This is a genomic window from Photobacterium angustum (genome assembly GCF_003026365.1).
In the GTDB taxonomy this organism is placed as follows: domain Bacteria; phylum Pseudomonadota; class Gammaproteobacteria; order Enterobacterales; family Vibrionaceae; genus Photobacterium; species Photobacterium angustum.
This window is the reverse complement of the sequence record NZ_PYOM01000001.1, coordinates 369,803-394,566: the sequence shown is the minus strand read 5'-3', so window position 1 is coordinate 394,566 and position 24,764 is coordinate 369,803. Positions and strand designations below refer to the sequence as shown.

General features: G+C 40.8%; 23 protein-coding genes. 8 read left to right on the top strand and 15 right to left on the bottom strand.

Annotation, left to right across the window (positions count from 1 at the left end; translation table 11 throughout):
- Positions 1-13 precede the first annotated feature (13 nt).
- The 14 genes from tolA to aspS form a co-directional block, all read right to left on the bottom strand.
- Positions 14-1,102, bottom strand: coding sequence for a cell envelope integrity protein TolA (gene tolA / locus CTN01_RS01975; RefSeq protein WP_045148177.1), 1,089 nt, complete (start codon positions 1,100-1,102; stop codon positions 14-16).
- 9 nt (positions 1,103-1,111) lie between these two features.
- Entirely contained in the window at positions 1,112-1,555 is a 444-nt protein-coding gene (gene tolR / locus CTN01_RS01970; protein WP_045127231.1) for a protein TolR, read from the bottom strand.
- 3 nt (positions 1,556-1,558) lie between these two features.
- Positions 1,559-2,248 (bottom strand): protein TolQ, encoded by a 690-nt coding sequence (gene tolQ / locus CTN01_RS01965; protein ID WP_005370681.1) that lies wholly within the window; start codon positions 2,246-2,248, stop codon positions 1,559-1,561.
- Positions 2,249-2,653 carry a tol-pal system-associated acyl-CoA thioesterase gene (gene ybgC, locus CTN01_RS01960; protein WP_005370679.1) on the bottom strand — a complete coding sequence of 135 codons (405 nt, stop codon included), beginning with the start codon at positions 2,651-2,653 and terminating at the stop codon, positions 2,249-2,251. It abuts the gene before it with no gap.
- Positions 2,654-2,931: 278 nt separating this feature from the next.
- A complete protein-coding gene (gene ybgE, locus CTN01_RS01955) occupies positions 2,932-3,225 on the bottom strand; it encodes a cyd operon protein YbgE (protein WP_052956164.1) in 294 nt (97 codons plus the stop codon).
- A gap of 1 nt (position 3,226) precedes the next feature.
- A complete protein-coding gene (cydX, locus tag CTN01_RS01950; RefSeq protein WP_005370675.1) occupies positions 3,227-3,334 on the bottom strand; it encodes a cytochrome bd-I oxidase subunit CydX in 108 nt (35 codons plus the stop codon).
- A gap of 14 nt (positions 3,335-3,348) precedes the next feature.
- Positions 3,349-4,485, bottom strand: coding sequence for a cytochrome d ubiquinol oxidase subunit II (gene cydB / locus CTN01_RS01945; protein WP_045129501.1), 1,137 nt, complete (start codon positions 4,483-4,485; stop codon positions 3,349-3,351).
- A gap of 17 nt (positions 4,486-4,502) precedes the next feature.
- Positions 4,503-6,089, bottom strand: coding sequence for a cytochrome ubiquinol oxidase subunit I (cydA, locus tag CTN01_RS01940; RefSeq protein ID WP_045082669.1), 1,587 nt, complete (start codon positions 6,087-6,089; stop codon positions 4,503-4,505).
- Positions 6,090-7,037: 948 nt separating this feature from the next.
- Positions 7,038-8,057: a Holliday junction branch migration DNA helicase RuvB gene (gene ruvB / locus CTN01_RS01935; protein WP_045082670.1), complete on the bottom strand. Its 1,020-nt coding sequence runs from the start codon at positions 8,055-8,057 to the stop codon at positions 7,038-7,040.
- Between the two features lie 29 nt (positions 8,058-8,086).
- Positions 8,087-8,710, bottom strand: coding sequence for a Holliday junction branch migration protein RuvA (ruvA, locus tag CTN01_RS01930; protein WP_005370666.1), 624 nt, complete (start codon positions 8,708-8,710; stop codon positions 8,087-8,089).
- 77 nt (positions 8,711-8,787) lie between these two features.
- Positions 8,788-10,242 carry a methyl-accepting chemotaxis protein gene (locus CTN01_RS01925; RefSeq protein WP_045148174.1) on the bottom strand — a complete coding sequence of 485 codons (1,455 nt, stop codon included), beginning with the start codon at positions 10,240-10,242 and terminating at the stop codon, positions 8,788-8,790.
- Between the two features lie 120 nt (positions 10,243-10,362).
- Positions 10,363-10,884: a crossover junction endodeoxyribonuclease RuvC gene (gene ruvC / locus CTN01_RS01920; RefSeq protein WP_005370662.1), complete on the bottom strand. Its 522-nt coding sequence runs from the start codon at positions 10,882-10,884 to the stop codon at positions 10,363-10,365.
- Between the two features lie 22 nt (positions 10,885-10,906).
- Entirely contained in the window at positions 10,907-11,653 is a 747-nt protein-coding gene (locus CTN01_RS01915; RefSeq protein WP_045148173.1) for a YebC/PmpR family DNA-binding transcriptional regulator, read from the bottom strand.
- Between the two features lie 204 nt (positions 11,654-11,857).
- Positions 11,858-13,648 (bottom strand): aspartate--tRNA ligase, encoded by a 1,791-nt coding sequence (aspS, locus tag CTN01_RS01910; protein ID WP_045082673.1) that lies wholly within the window; start codon positions 13,646-13,648, stop codon positions 11,858-11,860.
- Between the two features lie 320 nt (positions 13,649-13,968).
- On the opposite strand from aspS, the gene CTN01_RS01905 reads away from it, so the two are divergent.
- The 8 genes from CTN01_RS01905 to CTN01_RS01870 all read left to right on the top strand — a co-directional run bounded on the left by CTN01_RS01905 (position 13,969) and on the right by CTN01_RS01870 (position 21,675).
- On the top strand, positions 13,969-14,880 hold the full coding sequence (locus CTN01_RS01905) for a DUF72 domain-containing protein (RefSeq protein WP_045148172.1): 912 nt from the start codon (positions 13,969-13,971) through the stop codon (positions 14,878-14,880).
- A gap of 171 nt (positions 14,881-15,051) precedes the next feature.
- A complete protein-coding gene (gene cmoA / locus CTN01_RS01900; RefSeq protein ID WP_005370656.1) occupies positions 15,052-15,780 on the top strand; it encodes a carboxy-S-adenosyl-L-methionine synthase CmoA in 729 nt (242 codons plus the stop codon).
- A 15-nt stretch (positions 15,781-15,795) separates the two neighbouring features.
- Positions 15,796-16,770, top strand: a complete 975-nt coding sequence (gene cmoB, locus CTN01_RS01895) for a tRNA 5-methoxyuridine(34)/uridine 5-oxyacetic acid(34) synthase CmoB (protein ID WP_045127236.1) — start codon at positions 15,796-15,798, stop codon at positions 16,768-16,770.
- 86 nt (positions 16,771-16,856) lie between these two features.
- Positions 16,857-17,666 carry an ATP-dependent zinc protease family protein gene (locus tag CTN01_RS01890; protein WP_045082677.1) on the top strand — a complete coding sequence of 270 codons (810 nt, stop codon included), beginning with the start codon at positions 16,857-16,859 and terminating at the stop codon, positions 17,664-17,666.
- 14 nt (positions 17,667-17,680) lie between these two features.
- Positions 17,681-19,189 carry an inactive transglutaminase family protein gene (locus CTN01_RS01885; protein WP_005370650.1) on the top strand — a complete coding sequence of 503 codons (1,509 nt, stop codon included), beginning with the start codon at positions 17,681-17,683 and terminating at the stop codon, positions 19,187-19,189.
- 3 nt (positions 19,190-19,192) lie between these two features.
- The gene (locus CTN01_RS01880; RefSeq protein WP_005370649.1) at positions 19,193-20,167 is read left to right on the top strand and encodes an alpha-L-glutamate ligase-like protein; all 975 of its coding nucleotides are present in this window, start codon (positions 19,193-19,195) and stop codon (positions 20,165-20,167) included.
- A 122-nt stretch (positions 20,168-20,289) separates the two neighbouring features.
- Positions 20,290-20,817, top strand: a complete 528-nt coding sequence (locus tag CTN01_RS01875; protein WP_373455571.1) for a VC2046/SO_2500 family protein — start codon at positions 20,290-20,292, stop codon at positions 20,815-20,817.
- Between the two features lie 180 nt (positions 20,818-20,997).
- Positions 20,998-21,675, top strand: coding sequence for an SDR family NAD(P)-dependent oxidoreductase (locus CTN01_RS01870; protein WP_045148171.1), 678 nt, complete (start codon positions 20,998-21,000; stop codon positions 21,673-21,675).
- Positions 21,676-21,740: 65 nt separating this feature from the next.
- Here the strand turns inward: CTN01_RS01870 and adhE are convergent, their stop codons facing one another.
- The gene (gene adhE / locus CTN01_RS01865) at positions 21,741-24,422 is read right to left on the bottom strand and encodes a bifunctional acetaldehyde-CoA/alcohol dehydrogenase (protein WP_045082678.1); all 2,682 of its coding nucleotides are present in this window, start codon (positions 24,420-24,422) and stop codon (positions 21,741-21,743) included.
- Between the last annotated feature and the right edge of the window lie 342 nt (positions 24,423-24,764).

Genomic DNA, 24,764 nt, shown 5'->3' with positions numbered 1-24,764 from the left:
CACCACAAATCATTTACTGTGGCGTGACTGTAAGTTTGATATCTCTTAATTTTTTCGCAATTTCTGGATCATCAGGCATTGGAAATTGGCTAACTTTTACTACCGCAGATTTTGCCGCACGACATAATGCACCATCACCACCAGATTGAGTAACATCCAGTACTAAACCATCAGCAGACAAACGCATAGTCAAAATACACTCTTGGCCTTTAAAACTTTGATCAACCAATAAATTTTGTTGAATCATCTGTTTATATATTGCGCCATAACGATCAACTTCATTAGCAATATGCTGACCTTTCGCACCACCGCGCTGCTCACTTTCAGCTTCAAGACCTGCAAACATATCATTCAATGCTGCTTCTTTCTGCTGCTGAAGTTTCTTCGCTTCAGCTGCTTTGCGTTTAGCTTCTGCTTCTGCTTTTTTCTTAGCTTCTGCAGCTTTACGCTCTGCTTCTAAACGCTTAGCTTCAGCTTCTTTACGTTTCGCTTCCGCTTGAGCAGCTTCTTCTTGTGCTTTTTTCTTTGCTGCTACTTGCTTTTGACGCTCAAGTTCAGCTTGTCGACTTGCTTCTTCCGCTTTTCGTTGTTCTTCAAGTTTTTGTTGACGAACTTGTTCCGCTTTTTCTGCTGCCTCTTGTTTCGCTTTACGCTCAGCTTCTGCTTTTGCTGCTTGTGCTTTCGCTACTTTTGCCGCTTCATCAGCTTTACGTTTTTCTTCAGCTGCTTGCTTTTGTTGCTCTGCGACTAACTTACGTTGTTTTTCTGCTTCTCGTGCTTCTTTCTCAGCTTTTAGCTTGTCAACTTTTAACTGTCTAACACGTTCAGCTTCATCTTTTCTCTGCTTTTCAAGCGCTTCCGTCTGCTCTTCTAGCCTTTTTTTACGCTCTTGTTCAGCACGTTTAGCCGCTTCCCGTTGTTCTTTAATTTGCGTCGCTTGTTGATGAATCATTGCAGGATCGACAACCACAGCTTGAATAGTATTGCCGCCCACGTCTGATTTTTTCTTCGTAAAATCAGCGCCCCAGAGCAATAATCCAATCAACAGCGCATGAATAAATAACGATATAACGGTGGAACCTGTGTAATTGTTATTTTTCATTCTTTAACCTTATTGCTCCAGTGGCTCAGTCATTAAGCCAACAGAGCCGACACCTGCTTGGTTTAAGGCGTCCAATGTTTCGATAATATGTGCATAAGGTGTACGACCATCACCACCTACCATCACTAACGTTTTAGGCTCCGCTGCCATTTGCGCTTTCACTCGAGCAAGCACTTCTTGAAGCGATAAGCCTCGTTGCATGTCAGCGTTGTCGATACTGACACCAAGGTAACCATCTTTGTCGACTTCGACAATAATTGGTGGAATATCGCTATCTTTATTCATCTCTGCCACCGTTTCTGCTGTTGTGGTTTGTGGTAGATCCACATCCACACCTTGACTAACGAACGGCGCTGTTACCATAAAGATAATAAGCAATACCAACATAACGTCGATATAGGGAACAACGTTAATTTCCGCTGTCATTTTTCGCTTTTTCGGTTGATAAGCCATTGCTTACTTCTCCTGATTAGCAGCAAATGCTTGGCGGTGTAAAATGCTTGAAAACTCTTCCATAAACGTTGCGTATGTATGTTCTAGCTTTGATACTTTATTAGTTAAACGGTTGTAGAACATTACAGCAGGAATTGCAGCAAACAGGCCCATCGCCGTTGCAATCAATGCCCCTGCGATACCTGGTGCAACGGTTGCTAATGTTGGCTGTTTCATCGCACCAAGTGCAATAAATGCAGTCATGATGCCCAGTACGGTACCAAATAGACCGATATATGGACTAATTGAACCCACTGTTGCTAAAAACGGTAGATTTGTCTCTAATTCATCAACTTCTTTTGACAGTGATACACGCATTGCTCGACTTGTACCTTCCATCACTGCTTCTGGCACTTTATCGTTACTGCGATGTAGACGTGCAAACTCTTTAAAACCTGAATAGAAAATTTGTTCAGAACCCGTTAGGTCATCTTTGCGCGCTTGTACTTCTTTATACAACTGAGATAAATCAATACCTGACCAAAAACGATCTTCAAACTGTGTGGCTTTACGGCTAGCCTCTGACAATACTTGAGAGCGCTTGATGATCATTGTCCATGATGCAATCGACATGCCTAACAAAATAAGCATCACCATAATTTCAAGCGCACCTGAATTTAGAATAATGTCTAAAACCGTCAACTCTGAGTTCACTTAATTTATCTCCAGCTTTAATTGTTCAGGAAGTGCAATAGGCTTCATCTTTGTCGGATCGACACAAGCAATTTTCACCAATGCCTTACACAGCACTTCGTTGTTATTGTTTACTAACTCTTGGCTAAACTCGATTGAAGCTCGCCGTGTATTTTGCACCACTGTATGAACCATTAACTGATCATCAAGTTTTGCACCACGAAGAAAATCAATATTTAGGCTGCGCACAACAAAACTCATGTTTTGTGAAAATAACTGTTGCTGATTTAGCCCAATTTTTCTCAAGTATTCTGTTCGTGCTCGCTCAAAAAACTTCAAATAGTTAGCATGGTATACCACCCCGCCAACATCAGTATCTTCATAGTAAATGGTTACTGGCCACTTAAAAACATTAAGTTGTGTCATTTTGTTACCATTGAGCCGTGGCTATCATCTATATATGCAAAAATATATTACCGCTACTGTACATCAACTTAATGTAAGTTTGTTACTAAGTGATGCTTTCAAGGCGTTATTTTATAGAAAATTAACGCTTACGTGTCCATTCTGACAATCAAATCACATTTCTGTTCACATACCATGCGTAACAAGTTAAATGAATACAGTACATACCTAATTTTTATAAAAAAACGGCTTACTACCACAGTAGTAAGCCGTTTGATTATTCTACAAATCGTCTTCTATTAAAAAAAGTACAATTTAAGAACATAGATTAATATCGGAAGTGCGATGATTGGCGAGAAAAGTAACTGCCAATACCAGCGATGAGGCACAAAACTCATACCAAAAACCATGGCACTACATGTTGCCCAAATCATCAACGGTGCAATCACAGGACCAAAGCCACCAATTGCATCAGCAAACTGGTGTGGTTCCCACATCACTAACCCTGCAACAGTCACAGCCATTGCAATCGCTAATAATTTTAGTGGCAACAACATCAATGGCGCATGTATTGCTTTTATCGCACGATCCATATTATTCACTGTCGTTATCCATGTTTTCGGTCGTTTCAAGCCATAACGCGTTGACGATACCAAAAGAACAAGCCAGTAGAACACCTAAAATCCAAGCAAAATACCACATTGTTCGTCTACTCCTTAGTACAGTGAAGTTTTGTTGTCTTCGATATATTTAGTATCTAGACGACCAAACATTTTGTAGTAACACCATGAGGTGTAAGCCAAGATCACTGGAACCATAATAAAGGCAACTACGGTCATGATCTTCAATGTTAACTCAGAGGATGTTGCATCCCAAATCGTCAAGCTAATGTTTGGATCTAGGCTTGAAGGCATAATGAATGGGAATGTTGCAAAACCAAACGTTAAGATCACACCTACAACTGTAAGGCTTGAGAATAAGAAAGCAAAACCAGCACGGTTAGCTCGTGAACAAAGCGCTGTCAGTAACGGCATCACTACAGCAAGGATTGGTGCAATCCATAGTGCTGGGTAGTTCGCATAGTTAATGAACAATGCACCTGTCTGACGCATTACTTCTTTCGTTGTTGGATCTGAAGGTGCATTTTTAATGATTTCAGATGTAATTACGTAACCATTGATGCTTTGAGATACAAAACCTGCAATAACAAATACAACAGCCATCGCTACAGCAGACATCACAGCTACGTTACGAGAACGTGCGTGAATTGCATCTGTTGTTTTCATTTGTAGGAATGTCGCACCTTGCGTCACGATCATCAGTAAGCTAACCACACCACACAATAATGCGAATGGATTTAGCAGACCAAAGAATGAACCCTTATAAGTTGGGATCATGAACTCGTTTAGCTCAAATGGAACACCTTGCATTAGGTTACCGAATGCAACACCGAAGATCACAGGTGGTACAAAGCTACCTACGAAGATTGCTTTATCCCAAAGGCTACGCCATTTTGGATCTGTCAGCTTTGAACGGTAATCGAAGCCAAGAGGACGAAGCCAAAGTGCAGCTAGCGTCAGGATCATTGCAACATAGAAACCTGAAAATGCTGTTGCATAAACGAGTGGCCATGCTGCGAACAATGCACCACCAGCTGTGATTAACCATACTTGGTTACCATCCCAGTGAGGCGCGATCGAGTTGATCATTACTCGACGTTCATTATCTGTTTTACCAATAATATGAGATAGGATACCTACACCCATATCGAAACCATCCGTGATTGCAAAGCCGATGCATAATACACCGATTAATAACCACCAAATTAGTCGCAAGCTTTCATAATCAAACATTATTTGTTTCTCCCTGCTTACGCTTCAACCTGACGTGAAACCACATCTTGTTTTGTGTCATTTTGTTCGAAATGGTAGCGACCTGTTTTCAAGCTACTTGGACCAAGACGAGCGAATTTAACCATTAGGTAAACTTCAGCAACTAGGAATGCTGTGTAAAGCGCTAAAATTGCTGCTAGTGAGAACCAAATATCAGATGGAGCCAAGTTAGAAGCTGCCATATGAACCGGTAAAATTTCACCTACTGCCCATGGTTGACGACCATACTCTGCAACAAACCAACCTGCTTCAATTGCAATCCAAGGTAGTGGAATACCAAATAGCGCAGCTTTTAGTACTAGTTTATTACCCGTGATCTTATGACGACAAGACTGGATAAATGCAGCACCAATAATGGCGAACATTAAGAAACCAGCACCAACCATGATACGGAAGCTAAAGAATAGCGGCCATACTTGAGGGATTGAGTCATCTACTGCTTTTTGAATTTGTTCAGGTGTCGCATCAACAACTTTGTCAGTGTAAGGCTTAAGTAGTAAACCGTAACCTAGGTCTTTTTTCACTTCATCGAAAGCTGCAATGTTTTCTGGTGTCTTATCACCCGCACGTAATTTCTCTAGTAGGCCGTATGCAACCATACCGTTACGAATACGTACTTCGTGCTCTTTCTTAAGATCACGGATACCCGTTACTTGAGTATCAAGAGAACGCGTTGCAATAATACCCATTAGGTAAGGGATCTTAATTGCGTAATCGGTTTCCATTGTTTCTTGATTAGGGAAACCAAACGCAGTAAATGCCGCAGGTGCTGGCTCTGTGTGCCACTCTGCTTCAATCGCTGCAAGTTTTGTTTTCTGAACGTCGCCTAGCTCGTAACCTGACTCATCACCAAGGATCATTACAGACACGATAGATGCCATACCGAACGCTGCTGCGATTGCAAATGAACGGCGAGCAAACGCAATATCACGGCCTTTCAACATGTAGTATGCACTAACACCTAGAATAAACATTGAGCCACATACATAACCTGATGCTACAGTGTGAACGAACTTCACCTGTGCTACTGGGTTAAATATTACGTCTGCAAAGCTCACCATTTCCATACGCATTGTTTCAAAATTGAAATCAGCGCCTACTGGGTTTTGCATCCAACCGTTAGCAATAAGAATCCATAGTGCGGAGAAGTTTGAGCCAAGAGCTACTAGCCAAGTGACAGTAAGGTGCTGACGCTTGGATAGACGATCCCAACCAAAGAAGAACATGCCGACTAACGTTGATTCTAAGAAGAATGCCATTAGTGCTTCGATTGCCAACGGCGCACCGAAGATATCACCAACATAGTGAGAGTAGTATGCCCAGTTTGTACCAAACTGGAACTCCATAGATAGGCCGGTAGCCACACCAAGAGCAAAGTTAATCGCGAAAAGCTTACCCCAGAACTTAGTCATGTCCTTGTAGATTTGCTTTCCGGTCATTACATAAACGGACTCCATGATGGCTAGTAAAAAAGCCATACCTAGAGTTAGTGGAACGAACAAAAAGTGATACATCGCTGTTAGAGCGAACTGTAACCGCGATAGTTCGACGACATCAGTTAACATTGATAACTCCTTTATTCACCAGCTGACTGGTGACAGTACTACATATGTACCGATTATTGGGTTTAGCTTTACATAGAATACTTATTGCAATCTTGCCGACCTTCCTGATCACTTGCTAATAATCACAAGCGTCCATGTTGTGTTGCAATATTGTTTAAATAAATTTAAATAAACGTAATTCTATAGCTAATTTAGTCGTCGCTAATATTACAGATATTAATTGCAATCTTCAAAGAGTTTATTACGCGTTTTGCTTTGACAAATATCAAGAAAAAATGAGCTTGGTAGCCAGTACGCAGATATTTTTGATTTAGATCAATTTACGGAATATTTTGATAGGAAGAGTGAATTTGGGAGGAGAAAACAATGAATTATAATTGGTCGCATTCTGAAATATTGTTTTTTTTCCTGTTCTTATTTAATCATGACAGCTGAATAAAGTGAATCAATTTTTTGCTTCACCTATACTATAACTTTCTAAAATTTATGAATAATCTAGAAAGATCATCAAACCAGCTTCTAGACTATCATTCGCTGCCTTCTAAGGTCTCGTAAATGCCGCTCAAATATCTAAACTTACGAATCTATAAATACCTAAGTTAAACATAACATTTTTTATTTTTTACTAAATATCAGCCCGTTAATGTATAAAATTAAACCGTCGATACAATACAAATAAAACGTTCCGAATTTGTGATATTTTCTTGTTTTATATTTTTCATTAGTTTTCACCTAATAAAAATGAAAACTATAATCATATTTTTGATAATAAAAATAATATATAGATGCTATCTGAATTATGAATAAACAGTCTAATTGATATTTAAATTACTAAGGCAACAAATAAATACCAAATTAACATAACAATTAATTTACAATGAGACAAAATTATTAAACAAAAAAAGCGTGGCTTTAATCGCCACGCTTAATTTTTTCGAATCGTTTATCTTACTTCGTATTTTCAGGGAGTTCTAAACCAAAATGGAGATATGCGCGATGTGTCGCAATTCGTCCTCTTGGTGTCCGTTGTAAATAACCTTGCTGAATCAAATACGGTTCAAGTACATCTTCAATTGTATCTTTCTCTTCACCAATAGCTGCTGCTAAGTTATCTAAACCAACAGGGCCGCCCATAAACTTCTCAATAATAGCTAATAGGAGTTTACGGTCCATATAATCAAAACCACTGCTATCAACATCGAGCATATCTAATGCTTTATTGGCGATATCAGGGCAAATATGTCCGTTACCTTTAACCTCAGCATAATCTCGCACACGCCGTAATAAACGATTAGCGATACGTGGCGTACCACGAGCACGCATGGCCATTTCCATCGCGCCGCCTTCTTCCATTGATAACCCTAGACATTTAGCACTTCGGCCTACAATGTCTTTAAGATCTTCTACTTTGTAATACTCAAGACGTTGTGTAATACCAAAACGATCACGTAGAGGTGAAGTTAACGAACCCGCTCGCGTCGTTGCACCTATTAAAGTAAAGGGTGGCAAATCAATTTTAATTGAGCGTGCGGCTGGGCCTTCACCAATCATAATATCTAATTGGTAATCTTCCATTGCAGGATACAGTACTTCTTCAACTTGAGGGCTTAAGCGATGTATTTCATCAATAAATAACACATCGTTTTCTTCAAGATTAGTGAGTAGCGCTGCCAAATCACCGGCTTTTTCAAGTACAGGGCCAGAGGTTGTACGAATACTTACCCCCATTTCATTTGCCACTATATTTGCAAGCGTTGTTTTACCTAACCCCGGAGGGCCAAAGATCAATAAATGATCTAAGGCTTCATCACGCATCTTTGCCGCTTTAATAAATATTTCCATTTGATCACGAACATGATCCTGTCCTTGATAATCATCAAGTAATTTAGGTCGTATTGCGCGATCAATTATATCGTCTTCACGGGTTGTTTCGAAATTACCAGAAACCAGTCGATCAGCTTCAATCATACTTTAATGCCTATACCCAACTTACAGGGTTATACCATTGAGCGTAGTGCATCACGAATGATCGCTTCACTACTCATCTCTGGTTGTGTGACTTGAGAAACCACTTTCGCGGCAATTTGTGGTTTATAACCCAGCGCAACCAATGCACTCACAGCTTCATCTTCAGCGCGAGCTTGATTCGATGGATCTTGGATCGGAGCGTTTGATGCCGCAGTATCAAGTGCAGGCGTAAATAAGTCACCTTCACCCCACCCTTTTAAGCGATCTTTCATTTCAACAACTAAACGTTCTGCTGTTTTCTTACCGACACCGGGAATTTTAACAAGCGTAGTCACATCTTCTAATTCAACGCTGCGAACAAATTGACTTGCAGTCATAGCAGATAGAATTGCTAAGCCTAATTTAGGCCCAACACCGTTCGCTTTAATTACTTCACGGAATAACTCACGTTCACTTTTCTTATTAAAGCCATACAGTAGCTGCGCATCTTCTCTTACCACAAAGTGAGTAAAGATAATGGCTTCTTGGCCGATCTGTGGTAACTCATAAAAACAGCTCATTGGCATCTGCACTTCATAACCAATCCCACCAACTTCAAGTAATACTTCAGGTGGCTGCTTTTCAATTACAATTCCGCGTAGTCGACCAATCAAAACATCATCTCTATAGTGAATTTAAACTGGCACTAGAATAGTAAAGAACTGGATAGACATCCAGTCCTTTATCGAATTTACGAAGAGTGAGAAACAACCTGATCAAGTTGTTGTGTTAAATGACGAACAGCAACCACTTGCTGATTTAATTCTGTACCATGTTGTGCAACGATTGCAGCCACACTTTGTGTATTTACCACACTATTAGCAACTTCACTGCTCGCTTCATCCAGCTCTTTTAATGCGCTTGATTGAGCAGCCATCAAACCCGATAATCCTTGTACATCTTGCGAAATCGTTGTGACTTGCTGAATTATATTATTCATCCGTTCAGTACTGGCGTTAATCACATCTTGACCGTGCCGTACTTCCTGCTCACTACGATCCAATAAATGGCGGATCTCAACTGCGGATTGACTGCTTTTCGCCGAAAGCTCCCGTACTTGATCTGCGACAACCGCAAATCCCCTTCCCTGATCTCCAGCACGAGCAGCTTCTATCGAAGCATTTAGCGCAAGCAAATTTGTTTGTTCAGCAACAGAACTGATTAAATCTGCCACTTTCATAATCTCATCATGACTATTAATAATTTGGCTGATCGCTTGCGTTGAATCTTCTAAGTGCGCCGAACTTTTTTGAGTTAATTCATGAACCACATCGCTTTTTTCACGTAATTCCTCAACAAACTGACTTGAGCTCTCAATTCCGAGGACCATTTGGTGTACTTGATGGCTCATTTGTTCTGCAGCGCTGGCTTGTGATTCACTATTAATATTTAGCTCATTGACTTGGCTATCTAATTGCGACGATTGATTAGCTAAGCTATAAGACACTTGCTTTAACTGTTCAGAATTATTATTCGCTTGAAGTAATACATCAGATAGACGTAACTCACCTTCAGTTGCTTTATTGGCCTCTGATTCACTTTTTAACTTAGCTTTTTCGGCACGATTAATGGCGATATCACGTTGTTTTGCCGTAAAAGCTAATGCAATACAAATAACAATCAATGGCAACACGGTTCCAGACCAAACCTCAATTTGATGTGCTGCCTGAGATAAAGAAAGCTGTGGAAATGAAACACCCTGAATGTGTTGGTATGTCATATAAGCCGAAACACAAATGATCAAGCTACTCCAAAGAATGGCCATTAGGCGTGTTGCCGAGAGGAAGAAAGAGACAACTAACAAAGGCACCCAATAAGTCTGTGTTGAATCAACTACACCACCACTTTGATAAATGATATTCAGCGCGTGGATTGCCATACCAATAAAGCCTAAATTTAAAGATATTAAAGGCTGCTGAAGCCAACGCAGGCTCGAAATAGCAAAAAGTTCTAATACGATCAATATGACAGAAGTAAAAACAAGATTATCATGACCATGGTTTGACCATTTAATCAAACTATAGATACCAACGAGAAAAGCGATAAAAGTAAATAAGGAGAGGATATCGGCTTGGCGTTGTTGTGCTGTTGTCCATTGAGGTTGGCGCGGCATAAATATACTGCGCCATAAAGTGGCAGGGTTCATAATCACTTCCTTGCTTATTACCGTTAGACCTCTGACCACTATAGTTAGTTAACATTTTTATAACAAATATCTTGCGGAGTATATGTCTCAAGTGTCTCATCTTTAATAATAGTAAACCTATTAACGATAACGCCCCTTTCGTGCCCCCGTCGCTTTCCCTGCCATAGCCACTAAGGTTTTATAGGTATGCGCGTGACAAATCGCAACAGCTAAAGCATCAGCAGCATCAGCTTGAGGCTTACCAGCTAGCTTTAATACGGAACAAACCATATGTTGTACCTGCGCTTTATCTGCTCCACCGTTTCCGACTACCGCCTGTTTGATCAATCGCGCAGCATATTCACTTACCGGTAAATCTGCATTCACCGCAGCAACAATTGCACTACCTCGCGCCTGGCCTAATTTAATTGCAGAGCTGGCATTTTTACCCATAAACACTTCTTCAATGGCAAAAAAATCTGGCTGAAATTGAGTGATCACTTCAGAAACACCTGCATAGATTTGCTTTAATCGTCCAGGAATACCTGGCTCTGAAGTGCGAATACAACCGCTACCTAAATACTCTAAATTACGTCCAACCTGACGAATTACCCCGTACCCCGTGATACGAGAGCCGGGGTCTATACCTAAAATTATCGACATTTTTCACTACTATCAGTAGCAATTATTCAAGCGTAGCTGCTACTTCATCTGACATGTCACCGTTATGGTAGACTTCTTGAATGTCATCCAAATCTTCTAATGCATCAATTAAGCGTAATAATTTAGGTGCTGTTGTTGCATCTAACTCAGCTTTCGTTGATGGCACTAAGGTTACTTCTGCATTTTCTGCTGTAAAACCTGCGGCATCTAATGAATCTTTCACGCTACCGAAATCGGCAGGCGTAGTGTAAACATCGATTGAGCCATCGTCATTAGTTTCAATATCGTCAGCGCCAGATTCTAACGCGACTTCCATAACGGCATCTTCATCTAAACCTGCAGCATAAGAAATCACGCCTTTTTTATCAAAAAGGTAACTTACACTACCATCCGTTCCAAGATTACCACCCGCTTTAGAGAAAGCATGACGTACGCCCGATACCGTTCGGTTTCGGTTTTCAGTTAAACACTCAACCATTACCGCCGTACCCGCAGGACCATAGCCTTCATAGATAACAGTTTCTACGCCTTCGTCACCTTCACCACCAGCACCACGTGTCACTGCACGGTTAATGGTATCTCGAGTCATATTATTTGATAGTGCTTTATCAATGGCAGCACGTAAGCGTGGGTTATTTTCTGGTTCACTGCCACCTTCTTTAGCGGCTACGGTAATCTCACGAATTAACTTAGTAAAAATTTTACCGCGTTTAGCATCTTGAGCAGCTTTACGATGTTTTATATTGGCAAATTTACTGTGTCCAGCCATGTTATCTCCAATCAGGCAATGTTAATTTTTTTGCTTGCATGAAAACATAAACCAAATAAGAGGTTAAAGCGAACAAAACACTTTTACCAAATAAGATGTACAGCAGAAAGGAATAAACAAAAGACAAAAAAGCCGATGTCTTATAGGCGTTCACTAAAAAGTGGCAAATAAGTCATCGGCTTTTATTAAAACAAATTAATCAGATCACTCTGCGTCTTTTGCTTCTTCGTCTTTCTTAGCAATTTTAACCGCAATAGATAATTCTTCTAATGCTGCTGGGTTTGCTAGGCTTGGCGCGTCAGTTAATAGACATGCTGCTGCTGTTGTTTTAGGGAACGCGATAACATCACGGATGTTGTCTGTACCACAAAGTAGCATTACAAGACGGTCAAGACCAAACGCAAGACCTGCGTGTGGTGGCGTACCGAACTTCAGAGCGTCAAGTAGGAAACCAAACTTCAAACGTTGCTCATCAGCAGAGATACCTAAGATATCAAATACTGTTGATTGCATATCAGAGTTATGGATACGTACTGAGCCACCGCCCACTTCATAACCATTAATTACCATATCGTACGCGTTTGATAGCGCTGCTGCAGGGTTAGCCGCTAGCTCTTCTGGTGTTAGGTTTAGTGGTGATGTGAATGGGTGGTGCATTGCAGATAGTGAACCATCTTCGTTCTCTTCGAACATTGGGAAATCAACAACCCAAAGTGGTTTCCATGCTGACTTGTCTGTTAGACCTAGATCTTCACCTAGTTTCAGACGAAGTGCACCCATCGCTTCTGTTACAACACGCTTGCTGTCTGCACCGAATAAGATGATGTCGCCAGATTCTGCTTGAGTGCGATCAAGAAGATTAGCAACCACTTCTTCGTTAAGGAACTTAGCAACAGGAGATTGAACACCTTCAAAACCTGCAGCGCGATCGTTAACTTTCATCCATGCTAGGCCTTTCGCGCCATAGATACCCACGAACTTAGTGTATTCGTCGATTTGCTTACGGCTTAGCTCTGCACCACCTGGTACACGGATAACCGCTACACGACCTTTTTCGTCGTTTGCAGGGCCTGAGAATACTTTGAAATCAACATCTTTAACGATGTCTGCAACATCAACTAGCTCAAGTGGGTTACGTAGATCTGGCTTATCAGAACCGAAACGACGCGCTGCTTCTTCGAAAGACATGATTGGGAATGTGCCTAGATCTACGTTTAGTAGCTCTTTCCACATTTCAGTGATCATATTTTCAGTTACAGCACGAACTTCTTCAGCTGTCATGAAAGACGTTTCGATATCGATCTGAGTAAATTCAGGTTGACGGTCAGCACGTAAGTCTTCATCACGGAAACACTTAACGATTTGGTAGTAACGATCAAAACCAGACATCATTAGCAGCTGCTTAAATAGCTGTGGTGATTGTGGTAATGCGTAGAAGTTACCTTTGTGAACACGACTTGGTACTAAGTAATCACGTGCGCCTTCTGGCGTAGCTTTTGTTAGTACTGGTGTTTCAATATCAAGGAATGCATTGTCATCTAAGAAACGACGAACGAAGCTTGATGCTTTTGCACGTAGCTTAATACGATCGCTCATTTCTGGGCGACGAAGATCTAAATAACGGTACTTTAGACGCTGCTCTTCAGAGTTCTTTTGGTTGAAATCAAGCGGTAACGCGTCAGAACGGTTAATGATTTCAAGGCCAGTTGCATAAATCTCAACTTCACCTGTTGCCATCTCTTTATTACATTGACTTTCAGGGCGCTCACGCACTTCACCCGTAAGACGAATACAAAACTCGTTACGTAATTGGTTTGCTTGTGTGAAGATCTCAGTCATATCAGGATCAATAACAACCTGAACCACACCTTCGCGATCACGCATATCAATAAAGATAAGGCCGCCTAAATCACGACGACGGTTTACCCAGCCGCATAAATCGACTGTTTGTCCTGCAAGGGACTTGTTCAGGTGTCCACAATAATGGGTGCGCATAAGAAATTCCCAATCTATATACTTTACATTCCTGCGTTTAGTGTCGATAACGCTAAACGTCAGGCGAATTCAATCCCGACCGCTTGCTGTCTAATTTATCGTCTAAATTGGATAGCAAGAAGGCCAAGAGGCAAAAATAACGAGGCATTATACCCAAACAGCCTCAATAAGCGAAGTGATCCGACGGTAATTCATCACCAATTCGTTATGACGACTTTAAAGTCTTATTATGACCAAATATCTACGGCGATTTAGACTTTTACAAACAAAATCACGTAAGATAAATCATCACTCTCTACTTAATAAACCCAAGTCTTATTATGTCTTCACCTTCTGATTTATCTTTACCGTTATATCTTGGGTTATCTCAATGGTCACACAATCATTGGCAGCAAAGCATATACGGTAAAGGCTGTAAAAATGGTGACCGTTTAGCTCGCTATGCTGAGGTATTTCATACTGTCGAGGGAAATACCACATTTTACGCTATTCCGAGCATGACGACGGTAAAAAATTGGAACGGTGCGACACCTGATTGTGGATTTAAATTTACTTTTAAAATCCCACAAACCATCACCCACCAGCAGCAGTTACGTCATAGTAATCAGAGCCTTGTTGACTTTTTAAATACTATGTCTCCGGTAGAAGAAAAGACAGGTTTATGGATGATTCAGTTACCTGCGAGGTTTAGTCCTCACGATTTACCCTTGCTCGATGCCTTTTTAGATCAGTTTCCGCGCAACTTTACTACAGGTGTAGAAGTTCGCCATCCTGCGTTCTTTGCGAAAGGTGAAGAGGAAAAAGCACTTAATCGAATGCTGTTAGAAAAAGGCAGTAACCGCATTATTATGGATAGCCGTCCCGTATTTTCAGCCATAGCGAATACAGAGGCGGTAATTGATGCACAAAAGAAGAAACCTCGCGTGCCTGTTCATGCAATCGCAACCGCTGATAACCCTGTGATCCGCTTTATTGGTCATCCTGATGATGCGTGTAACGATCCTTTTTTTAAAAACTGGCTACAACGACTGCCTTTATGGATCAAAGAAGGTAAAACGCCCTATCTCTTTATTCATACTCCTGACAATAATGCTGCGCCAGAATCAGCCCGTCGGCTTTATAATGTGTTACGCGATCACCTTATCAGCGAAAACAGCACTCTTTCGCCACTCCCCGAACTTGCTATGCCCAGTGCTGCTGAAATAAGTACGCCACAAATCTCTTTGCTATAACGCAAATAATCAATTAAAGAACAAATCAGAAATCATTAAAGACAAATGCTGCTATTTTCTCTACAATACGCGACCTTTCAAAGGTGATGGATCGCCTGAGTATCAGCAAGGTTTGATGCTTAATACGTACAATGGATCCCTGTTCTTTATATATTATGAGGTTCGTGAGAAATGGCAGGCCACGACAATATTTTTGCTGCGCCAATTGAAAAACTCGGTGATTTTACGTTCGATGAACGTGTTGCTGAAGTCTTCCCTGATATGATCCAACGCTCTGTGCCGGGTTACAGTAATATCATCTCAGCAATTGGCATGTTAGCTGAGCGCTTTGCCAAGCCTCATTCTAAAGTCTTTGATCTTGGTTGTTCTTTAGGGGCGGCCACTCTTTCTATGCGTCGCCATATTCAGCAAGAAGGCTGCGAAATATTAGCAATTGATAATTCTGCTGCTATGGTTGAACGATGTCGATTATTAGTGGACGCATATCGCTCTGACACACCAGTGCAAGTACTTGAAGCTGATATCCGTGATGTTGATATTCATGACGCTTCAGTCGTGGTTTTAAATTTCACTCTCCAATTCCTTGTACCTGAAGATCGCCAAGCATTATTAGAAAAAATCTATGCTGGCTTACGCCCTGGCGGTATTTTAATTTTGTCGGAGAAATATATTTTCGATGACGAACGTGCCAATGAATTATTGATTGATTTACACCACGATTTTAAACGAGCGAATGGTTATAGCGAACTAGAGATCAGCCAAAAACGGAGCGCAATAGAAAATGTGATGCGCCCTGACAGTATTGAGACCCACAAAACACGTTTCAAGAAAATCGGCTTTTCTAGTTCTGAAGTATGGTTCCAGTGCTTCAATTTCGGCTCAATGTTTGCGATTAAATAAGGTTTTTTGTTCCATATGTTTAGTTTTTCTGATTTTTATCAGCTTCTTGCCCAGCATGAAACATTACGTCCATGGCTAAATACTCTACCTAAACAATTAAGTGATTGGGAAAATAGAGAGCACGGTGATATGGCTCGTTGGGTTCGCGCATTGCAAAAGTTCCCAACCGATAAACCCGATATTATTGATTTAAAAAATGAAGTCAGTGTTCGTAATGAAGCTCCAATTGCCGATGGCGAGAAAAAACGTTTAGAAAGTCTATTACGTTTGCTTCACCCTTGGCGTAAAGGCCCATTCACCATGCACGATATTCATATCGATACGGAATGGCGCTCAGATTGGAAATGGGATCGTGTACTGCCTCACATTACACCACTAAAAGGTCGTAGCGTATTAGATGTAGGCTGTGGGAATGGCTATCATATGTGGCGCATGTTGGGTGAAGGTGCAAAGCTTACCGTCGGTATCGACCCATCAAGCTTATTTTTAATTCAATTTGAAGCCATTAAGCGATTAATGGGCAATGATGATCGCGCATTCTTATTACCATTAGGTATTGAAGAACTGCCTGAATTGAAAGCATTTGATACGGTCTTTAGTATGGGAGTTCTGTACCACCGTCGTTCTCCGCTCGATCACATTATTCAGTTAAAAAATCAACTGCGTAAAGGCGGTGAAGTCATTCTAGAAACATTGGTGATTGATGGTGATGAAAATGCGGTATTGGTTCCAACTCACCGCTATGCCCAAATGCACAATGTTTATTTTTTCCCATCAGCTAAAGCATTAAAAGTGTGGATGGAAAAATGTGGCTTTGTTGATGTACGTATTGTTGATGAGAATATAACAACAACAGATGAGCAAAGAACGACAGATTGGATGACAAATAATTCCCTTCCGGAATACTTAGATCCAGAAAATCCGTCAAAAACTATCGAAGGATATCCAGCACCAAAACGTGCGGTTTTAATAGCCCGCAATCCTGACTAGTAACTGACACTGGGATGCTGTTCGCATCCCTTTTTGTAAGGTAAACTACGGTCGACATTAGAAAATAGACGCACATAGGAGATATGATGCTTCGCTTCAGCGTACCATTAATCACAATTGCAATACTGACAGGGTGTTCAACCACGCAGCCTCAAGATCATCAAGAAACCTTGGCAGCGATCAGCAACGTAGAACAGAACATTAATTCTCAATTCGATACTGTTTCTACTCGAATGGATTCACAACAGCAATATATTACCGAGCTAGAAAGTAAATTAGCGTCTATATCTAAAGATCTAAAGTTTATTAAGCAAAAAAGCTTAGAAAAGCCTAAAGTTATTGTTGAAAAACAAATTGTTCGAGTGCCTATTGAGCCTAAAATTGAAGAAAATCCAACCCAAGCCAATGGTAAAGCTATCCTTGGTCAGGAAGAGTGGGTTTGGCTTGATTCGGTTAAATCATTCTTTAAAGCACGTGTCGATACAGGTGCAACCACCTCTTCTTTAAATGCTGTTGATGTACAAACTTTTGAACGAGATGGAAAAGAATGGGTACGTTTTAACCTGAGTCATGATTCAGCAGAAGATACACCAGAAGAAAAAGCACAGAACGATAAAGCAACACCTGAAACTATCGAAGCACCTATTCTGCGTTGGGTACGTATCCGCCAATCAACCTCAGAAGATGCGGTACGTCGCCCTGTAATTGAGGCTTGGATCACGCTTGGCAATTTACATGAAAAAGCGCAATTCACACTTGCAGATCGAACTAAGATGGATTTTCCTGTTTTATTAGGTCGTGAGTTCTTTAAAGACATTGCACTCGTTGATGTGGGTAAAGAATTTGTTCAAGGAAAAACTGAGCCAAAACCAGAGCCAGTTAGTGCTAATAAATAAATGATGAGGATGTCATGACGTCTAGAGTACCTTTTTATATCCTTATTTCACTGCTTATTATTGCAGGTTTAGGGCTGAGCATGTATCGCCACGATGTCTACGGTGTGCCGTGGACACCAGGCGATGAGCGTGCAGTGTGGGAAGTTGAAGCACGTGTTCAATTCGATGCTGTTGGTGATCCTGTACAAGTTAAAATGGCGACGCCTGAAACACAGGAAGGCTTTACCTTAATTGATGAAAGTACGTCGTCTCCTCCTGGCTACTCTGTACTTATTCATGATACGAAAGAAGGTCACCAAGCTGACTGGGCTACGCGTACCGCAATGGGTAAGCAAGTGCTTTACTACAAAACTCAGCTTCTTGTTGATGATCAAGCACAGTACAAAGAGATCCCACCTAAAGGTGAACCTGCAGCGGTTAGTTTAAGTAACCCACAACAAACAGCAGCAACAGCACTGTTAACACAGGCGCGTAATTTATCTGCGAACAACACCACGTTTACCCGTGAACTTATTCGCCAATTACAAGATAAACAAAACCAAAACGCATCTGTATTACTTGATTCTATGAGTCTGCAAGAAGCAATTACGAATTTACTTTCACTTGAAGGTATTCATTCGCGAATTGTTAGCGGCTTAAAACTTGAAGATGGTCGTCGTCGCCAAACAGTGATGCCGATGGTTGAAGTTTGGGATAACAATAGTTGGAAACTCTTCAACCTTACAACTGGTGAAGAAGGCAAACCATCTGATGTAATGATTTGGAACCAACAAGGCAGTGCGATGCTAGATGTTGTTGGTGGTCGAAATTCTAATATTAGTTTTTCTATCATTGCTCAAGACATCACACCACAGCGTGCTACGCAAGAGAAGATTAAAGCCGAAGATTTATTAAACTTCTCAATCCACTCATTACCACTCGAAGAACAAGCAATGTTTAAAACCATTATGCTTGTTCCGATTGGCGCGCTAATTGTGGTATTCCTTCGCGTTATTATTGGTTTGAAAACCTCTGGTACTTTCATGCCAGTGTTAATCGCGGTTGCGTTTGTCCAAACACAATTATTAACGGGTATTGTCGGTTTCTTATTGATTGTTGGTACAGGTTTAATTATTCGAAGTTATTTATCGAAGTTGAACTTGCTCTTAGTCTCGCGAATATCCGCGGTGATTATTACCGTAATATTGATCATTTCAATATTCACAGTTGTCGCCTTTAAGATTGGTCTTATTGAAGGTCTAACCATTACCTTCTTCCCTATGATCATCTTGTCATGGACTATCGAACGTATGTCGATTCTATGGGAAGAAGAAGGGGCAAAAGAAGTATTTGTTCAAGGTGGTGGCTCGCTACTAACAGCAATTTTAGTTTACCTTGCAATGACTAACCCGATGATCCGTCATCTAACATTTAACTTTATTGGTGTTCAGTTCATTATCCTAGCGGTGATCCTAATGCTAGGTAACTACACAGGTTATCGTTTAAGTGAACTTCGTCGTTTTAAGCCGCTAACTGAGGATTAATCGATGAATTTACTTGCACGTTTTACTTCACCAAACAAGCTGAAAGAACGTGGCATCATGGGGATGAACAAGCGTAATCATAGCTACATTGGTCGCTATAATGATCGCAGCCTTTATCCTCTTGTTGACGATAAATTAAAAACAAAATTTATTGCCCAACAAGCTGGTGCAACCGTTCCTGATTTGATCGGTGTTATCGATAGCCAAGGTTCAGTTAAGAACATTCATGACATGGTCAAAGACTGGCCTGGATTTGTGATTAAGCCAGCTCAAGGCTCTGGTGGTAAAGGCATTTTAGTTATTATTAAGCACAAAGACGGTATTTATGTAAAACCGTCTGGTGCTGAAATCAATAAACAAGATGTTGAACGTCATATTACCAATACGCTCGCGGGACTATTCTCGTTGGGTGGTAAAAATGATGTTGCCATGGTCGAAAACTTGATCCAATTTGATAATGTTTTTGATGGCTTTAGTTTTGAAGGTGTACCTGATGTTCGTGTCATCGTATTTAAAGGCTATCCTGTGATGGCGATGATGCGTTGTTCGACTTCTGCATCCGATGGTAAAGCAAACTTGCACCAAGGTGCTGTCGGTGTGGGGATTGATATCGCGTCAGGTAAAGCGGTACGAGCAGTTCAATTTAATCAGCCAATTGAACACCATCCTGATACTGATCGTTTACTCAGCGAGCTTCAAGTACCTAATTGGAACAAGCTGCTAACGCTTGCTGCGAGTGCTTGGGAAATGACAGGCTTAGGCTACATGGGTACAGATATGGTGTTAGACAAAGTGAAAGGCCCTATGGTACTAGAGCTCAATGCTCGACCAGGATTGGCTATTCAAATTGCAAATGGTTGTGGTTTACTCCCTCGCCTTCGCCATATTGAAAATATCGGTACTTCAGCACATACGCCAACACCTGAAGAGCGTGTCGCTTATGCTGCTCACCAGTTTGGTGTCAAACCTAAGTTTTAATCTTCTCGGTTAATGCTTTTTGAAAGCCCTGTCGTGTTATGGCGACAGGGCTTTTTTATTTTTTATTAATAGAATAAAAAATTAAAGCTCTTAGTATTGATGTCGATATAAAGAGTATCAATATGATTAAGGCTTACTTTTCCATGCAACCCATTTCTTTAGATAATATGCTGATCAATGAGATCCAGCTCGGTACGGGACTCAACCAAGCGGTTGAATCTGGTCGCCGTGCTGATTTCTCATTAATGCTTGCATTACTGTCTTCTGAATTAATGGAAAATACACCGCAAGATAACGAACCTGAGCAGATTCAAACAGAGCAACAACTGCGTGCTTATTTTGAGCTACCCTCTCCTCAACCTCTGACCACATCAGAGCATTGTTACCAACGCTCTGCGGATCAGGCAAAAGCTTTTCATGAATCAGGTATTGCGAGTACCCGTTTACTACACGGTCTACAGCCGACAGCGTTAACATTCCCAGCCGAGAACACCAAAGGATTACCAGAAGATCTCTTTCATAACCTTTCTGTACACGAACGTCGCAAGCTTCCACCAGAAGAGCCTCGCCCTATCTCTGCGTCACCAAAAAGCTTATATACTTCGCTTATTCATGCCAAGCGAACTTCTGAGCTTTATCACGCTGCTTAATGTACATATAACTATCTGCCAATCCATCAATGATACGCAATAGGTATCTTTGTGAGCGCAATCAAACATTGTCACATCTAATTATTCTATTGTGAAAGCGCTAACTAATATGGTTATTAACTACTTTAGGTCTGATCAGTTAATGCCATATTAATATGATAATTTTTGGATGATACTACTATGCGTATTGATCAATCTGTAATAGTCATCACTGCGGCAGGTACTCTCATCGGTAAAGCCATGGCTCTTCATTTCGCATCATTAGGGGCGAAACTTGCTCTCGTTGATAATGACATCAAAAAGTTAGAGGCAACACAGGATGCTTGCTCTCAATTTTCTAGTCATATCAACATCTTTCATTTAGAAGACACCCAACCGCATTCTATTAAACAAGTCTTTACCCATATTCAGCGCCAACTAGGGACTTTTAATGTCCTACTCAACACATGGCCCAAATGTACGAATACGCCTAATATTCTTGAACCCGATGCAATTAATGAATTCAATGATGTCATGTGTAACAGCGCAACAACTTTTTTTAGCGTTGGACAAATAGCAGCAAGAATAATGCAAGGCAACAAACAACCAGCGGTCATTATTAATTTAGCCCTACAACCATCTAGCCACCACACTCACCTTTCCGATACTAGTAAATCAGTAATACAAGGCTTAACTTTTGGCTGGTCTAAAGAATTATCTTCTTTGAATATCCGTGTGGGTGCCATTATTCCAATTACTTCAGATAATGAGACAATGATCCATACACGATTACAAGAAGAGATAGTCAGTTGCACAGAATACATTATTACAAATGATTCCTTCAATGGCAGGATACTTGAAGCAGAGTGTTTGATATAAGCATCTATAAGATATAAAAAAAGCCCGCTAAGTTAGCGGGCTTTCTTTTCAATCAGTGCTCGATATTAAGCTTTCGCTTTTTTACCTTTAGTGATTTTCGCTGGCTCTGATTTTTTAATCACTGTAGTGCCTTCAAACGCCTCACCTTCAATGAAAGGTTTACCGTAGTAAGATGCCATTAGTACATCTTTAAGCTCAGAGATTAGAGGGTAACGAGGGTTTGCACCAGTACATTGGTCATCAAACGCTTCTACCGCTAGCTCATCAACTTTCGCAAGGAAATCAGCTTCTGCAACGCCTGCTTCTTGGATTGACATAGGGATCTGAAGATTCACTTTCAGTTCATCTAACCAAGTTAATAGACGCTCAATTTTCTGTGCTGTACGGTCACCCGCATGTGATAGACCTAAGTGATCAGCAACTTCAGCATAACGACGACGCGCCTGTGGGCTTGCATACTGTGAGAATGCTGTTTGCTTTGTTGGGTTATCATTCGCGTTGTAACGAACAACGTTAGAAATCAACAATGCGTTAGCAAGACCATGTGGTACGTGGAACTCTGCACCTAGTTTGTGCGCCATTGAGTGACAAACACCTAGGAATGCGTTAGCAAACGCGATACCAGCGATAGTTGCCGCATTGTGTACTTTCTCACGTGCGATTGGATCATTAGCACCATTCGCATAGCTTGATGGTAGGTACTCTTTTAGCATTCTAAGTGCTTGAAGTGCTTGACCATCAGAGTATTCGTTAGCAAGAACTGATACATAAGCTTCTAATGCGTGAGTTACGGCATCGTAACCACCAAACGCTGTTAGCGACTTAGGCATATTCATCACAAGGTTCGCATCAACGATAGCCATGTGAGGTGTTAATTCATAATCTGCTAGTGGGTACTTAGCACCTGTTTTATCATCAGTTACAACCGCAAATGGTGTTACTTCAGAGCCTGTACCAGATGTAGTAGTAATACATACTAGCTCAGCTTTCTTACCCATTTTAGGGAACTTGTAAATACGCTTACGAATATCCATAAAGCGCATTGCTAGTTCTTCGAAGTGCGTTTCAGGGTGCTCGTACATTACCCACATGATCTTCGCAGCATCCATTGGTGAACCACCACCGAGTGCAATAATCACATCAGGTTGGAAGCTCTTCATTGCTTCAGCGCCTTTCTCAACAACTGAAAGTGTTGGATCCGCTTCTACATCAAAGAATGTTTGAACTTCGATACCTTGTGCTTTAAGCAAAGATACGATTTCATCTGCGTAACCGTTATTAAATAGGAAACGGTCTGTTACTAAGAACGCACGCTTCTTACCTTCTAAATCGCTAAGTGCAATTGGAAGGCTACCACGACGGAAGTAAATTGATTTAGGTAGTTTGTGCCACAACATATTTTCAGCTCGCTTCGCTACTGTCTTCTTGTTGATAAGGTGTTTAGGACCTACGTTCTCAGAGATAGAGTTACCACCCCATGAACCACAACCTAGAGTTAGCGAAGGTGCAACGTTAAAGTTGTAAAGATCACCGATACCGCCATGAGTTGTTGGGATATTTACAAGAATACGTGCAGTTTTCATTTTGTCGCCGAAGTACTTAATACGGTCAGCGTTCGTATCTTGGTTAGTGTATAGGCCAGATGTATGACCGATACCACCAATCTCTACCATTGTTACTGCTTGATCTACTGCATCTTCAAAAGAAGAAGCACGGAACATACCTAATGTTGGAGAAAGCTTCTCATGAGCAAATTCATCATCAAATGAAACTCGCTCACCTTCACCGATAAGAATCTTTGTATCAGCAGGAACTTTAACACCCGCCATTTCAGCAATCTTAGTTGCTGGCTGGCCAACGATATCCGCATTTAAGTTACCGTTGATTAGTAAAACTTTACGAACTTTTTCAGCTTCATCTTTAGATAAAACATAACCATTGTGAGAAGCAAAACGCTCTTTCACTTCGTCATATACTTCGTCCATAACGATTACAGCTTGCTCTGAAGCACAAACAACACCGTTATCAAACGTTTTTGACATAAGAACAGAAGCAACTGCACGCTTAATATCAGCCGTTTCATCGATAACAACAGGCACGTTACCCGCACCAACACCGATAGCAGGTTTACCTGAAGAGTAAGCCGCTTTAACCATGCCTGGACCACCAGTAGCAAGAATAAGATTGATATCATCGTGCTTCATTAGTGCGTTAGATAGCTCAACAGATGGTTGATCAATCCAGCCGATAATATCTTTTGGTGCACCTGCAGCAACAGCAGCATCTAAGACTAATTTAGCAGCAGCGTTAGTCGAGTCTTTAGCACGTGGGTGAGGCGAGAAAATAATTGCGTTACGTGTTTTAAGAGAGATTAAAGATTTGAAGATAGCTGTAGATGTTGGGTTAGTAGTTGGAACGATACCACAAATAATACCTACAGGCTCAGCAATAGTCATGGTGCCGAACTCATCGTTCTCTTCCAAGATACCGCATGTCTTTTCGTCTTTGTATTTGTTGTAGATAAATTCAGATGCGAAGTGGTTTTTAATAACCTTGTCTTCGATGATACCCATACCAGATTCAGCAACAGCTTGCTGAGCTAGAGGAATACGAGCATTATTTGCAGCAAGAGAAGCAGCGCGGAAAATTTTATCCACTTGCTCTTGAGAGAAAGTTGCAAATTCTTTTTGAGCCGCTTTAACGCGAGCAACCATTGCATCTAATTCAGTAATATTTGTAACAGGCATAGTAAACTCCTACCTTAAGATTGAAAACTTTTTAGTAAGGATACGGCTTCATTCCTTTCATTCTTAACATTGTCGAATTAAGAAATTCACACACTTAGTAAATAACTTTCAAAATTGATTATATTTATTCACATTCCAAAAAGATTTGATTTAGATCACTATTATGTATGATGTTTGACTTATATATAAAAAGCCATTAAATCGACCAAAAAACAAACACTTAATCTTTAGAATCAATATTTTTACTAACATTTCACATAATCAGTAACAATAACCACTCAATTCACAAGGAGAAATATTACGTAATAAAAATACATTTACTAGCCCTATATTTATCCACTT

Coding starts and splice junctions, on each gene's coding strand:
- tolA (WP_045148177.1), bottom strand. CDS start 1,102: ATGAAAAATAACAATTACACAGGTTCCACCGTTATATCGTTATTTATT.
- tolR (WP_045127231.1), bottom strand. CDS start 1,555: ATGGCTTATCAACCGAAAAAGCGAAAAATGACAGCGGAAATTAACGTT.
- ybgC (WP_005370679.1), bottom strand. CDS start 2,653: ATGACACAACTTAATGTTTTTAAGTGGCCAGTAACCATTTACTATGAA.
- ybgE (WP_052956164.1), bottom strand. CDS start 3,225: ATGGATCGTGCGATAAAAGCAATACATGCGCCATTGATGTTGTTGCCA.
- cydX (WP_005370675.1), bottom strand. CDS start 3,334: ATGTGGTATTTTGCTTGGATTTTAGGTGTTCTACTGGCTTGTTCTTTT.
- cydB (WP_045129501.1), bottom strand. CDS start 4,485: ATGTTTGATTATGAAAGCTTGCGACTAATTTGGTGGTTATTAATCGGT.
- cydA (WP_045082669.1), bottom strand. CDS start 6,089: ATGTTAACTGATGTCGTCGAACTATCGCGGTTACAGTTCGCTCTAACA.
- ruvB (WP_045082670.1), bottom strand. CDS start 8,057: ATGATTGAAGCTGATCGACTGGTTTCTGGTAATTTCGAAACAACCCGT.
- CTN01_RS01925 (WP_045148174.1), bottom strand. CDS start 10,242: ATGAACCCTGCCACTTTATGGCGCAGTATATTTATGCCGCGCCAACCT.
- ruvC (WP_005370662.1), bottom strand. CDS start 10,884: ATGTCGATAATTTTAGGTATAGACCCCGGCTCTCGTATCACGGGGTAC.
- CTN01_RS01915 (WP_045148173.1), bottom strand. CDS start 11,653: ATGGCTGGACACAGTAAATTTGCCAATATAAAACATCGTAAAGCTGCT.
- aspS (WP_045082673.1), bottom strand. CDS start 13,648: ATGCGCACCCATTATTGTGGACACCTGAACAAGTCCCTTGCAGGACAA.
- CTN01_RS01905 (WP_045148172.1), top strand. CDS start 13,969: ATGTCTTCACCTTCTGATTTATCTTTACCGTTATATCTTGGGTTATCT.
- cmoA (WP_005370656.1), top strand. CDS start 15,052: ATGGCAGGCCACGACAATATTTTTGCTGCGCCAATTGAAAAACTCGGT.
- cmoB (WP_045127236.1), top strand. CDS start 15,796: ATGTTTAGTTTTTCTGATTTTTATCAGCTTCTTGCCCAGCATGAAACA.
- CTN01_RS01890 (WP_045082677.1), top strand. CDS start 16,857: ATGCTTCGCTTCAGCGTACCATTAATCACAATTGCAATACTGACAGGG.
- CTN01_RS01885 (WP_005370650.1), top strand. CDS start 17,681: ATGACGTCTAGAGTACCTTTTTATATCCTTATTTCACTGCTTATTATT.
- CTN01_RS01880 (WP_005370649.1), top strand. CDS start 19,193: ATGAATTTACTTGCACGTTTTACTTCACCAAACAAGCTGAAAGAACGT.
- CTN01_RS01875 (WP_373455571.1), top strand. CDS start 20,290: ATGATTAAGGCTTACTTTTCCATGCAACCCATTTCTTTAGATAATATG.
- CTN01_RS01870 (WP_045148171.1), top strand. CDS start 20,998: ATGCGTATTGATCAATCTGTAATAGTCATCACTGCGGCAGGTACTCTC.
- adhE (WP_045082678.1), bottom strand. CDS start 24,422: ATGCCTGTTACAAATATTACTGAATTAGATGCAATGGTTGCTCGCGTT.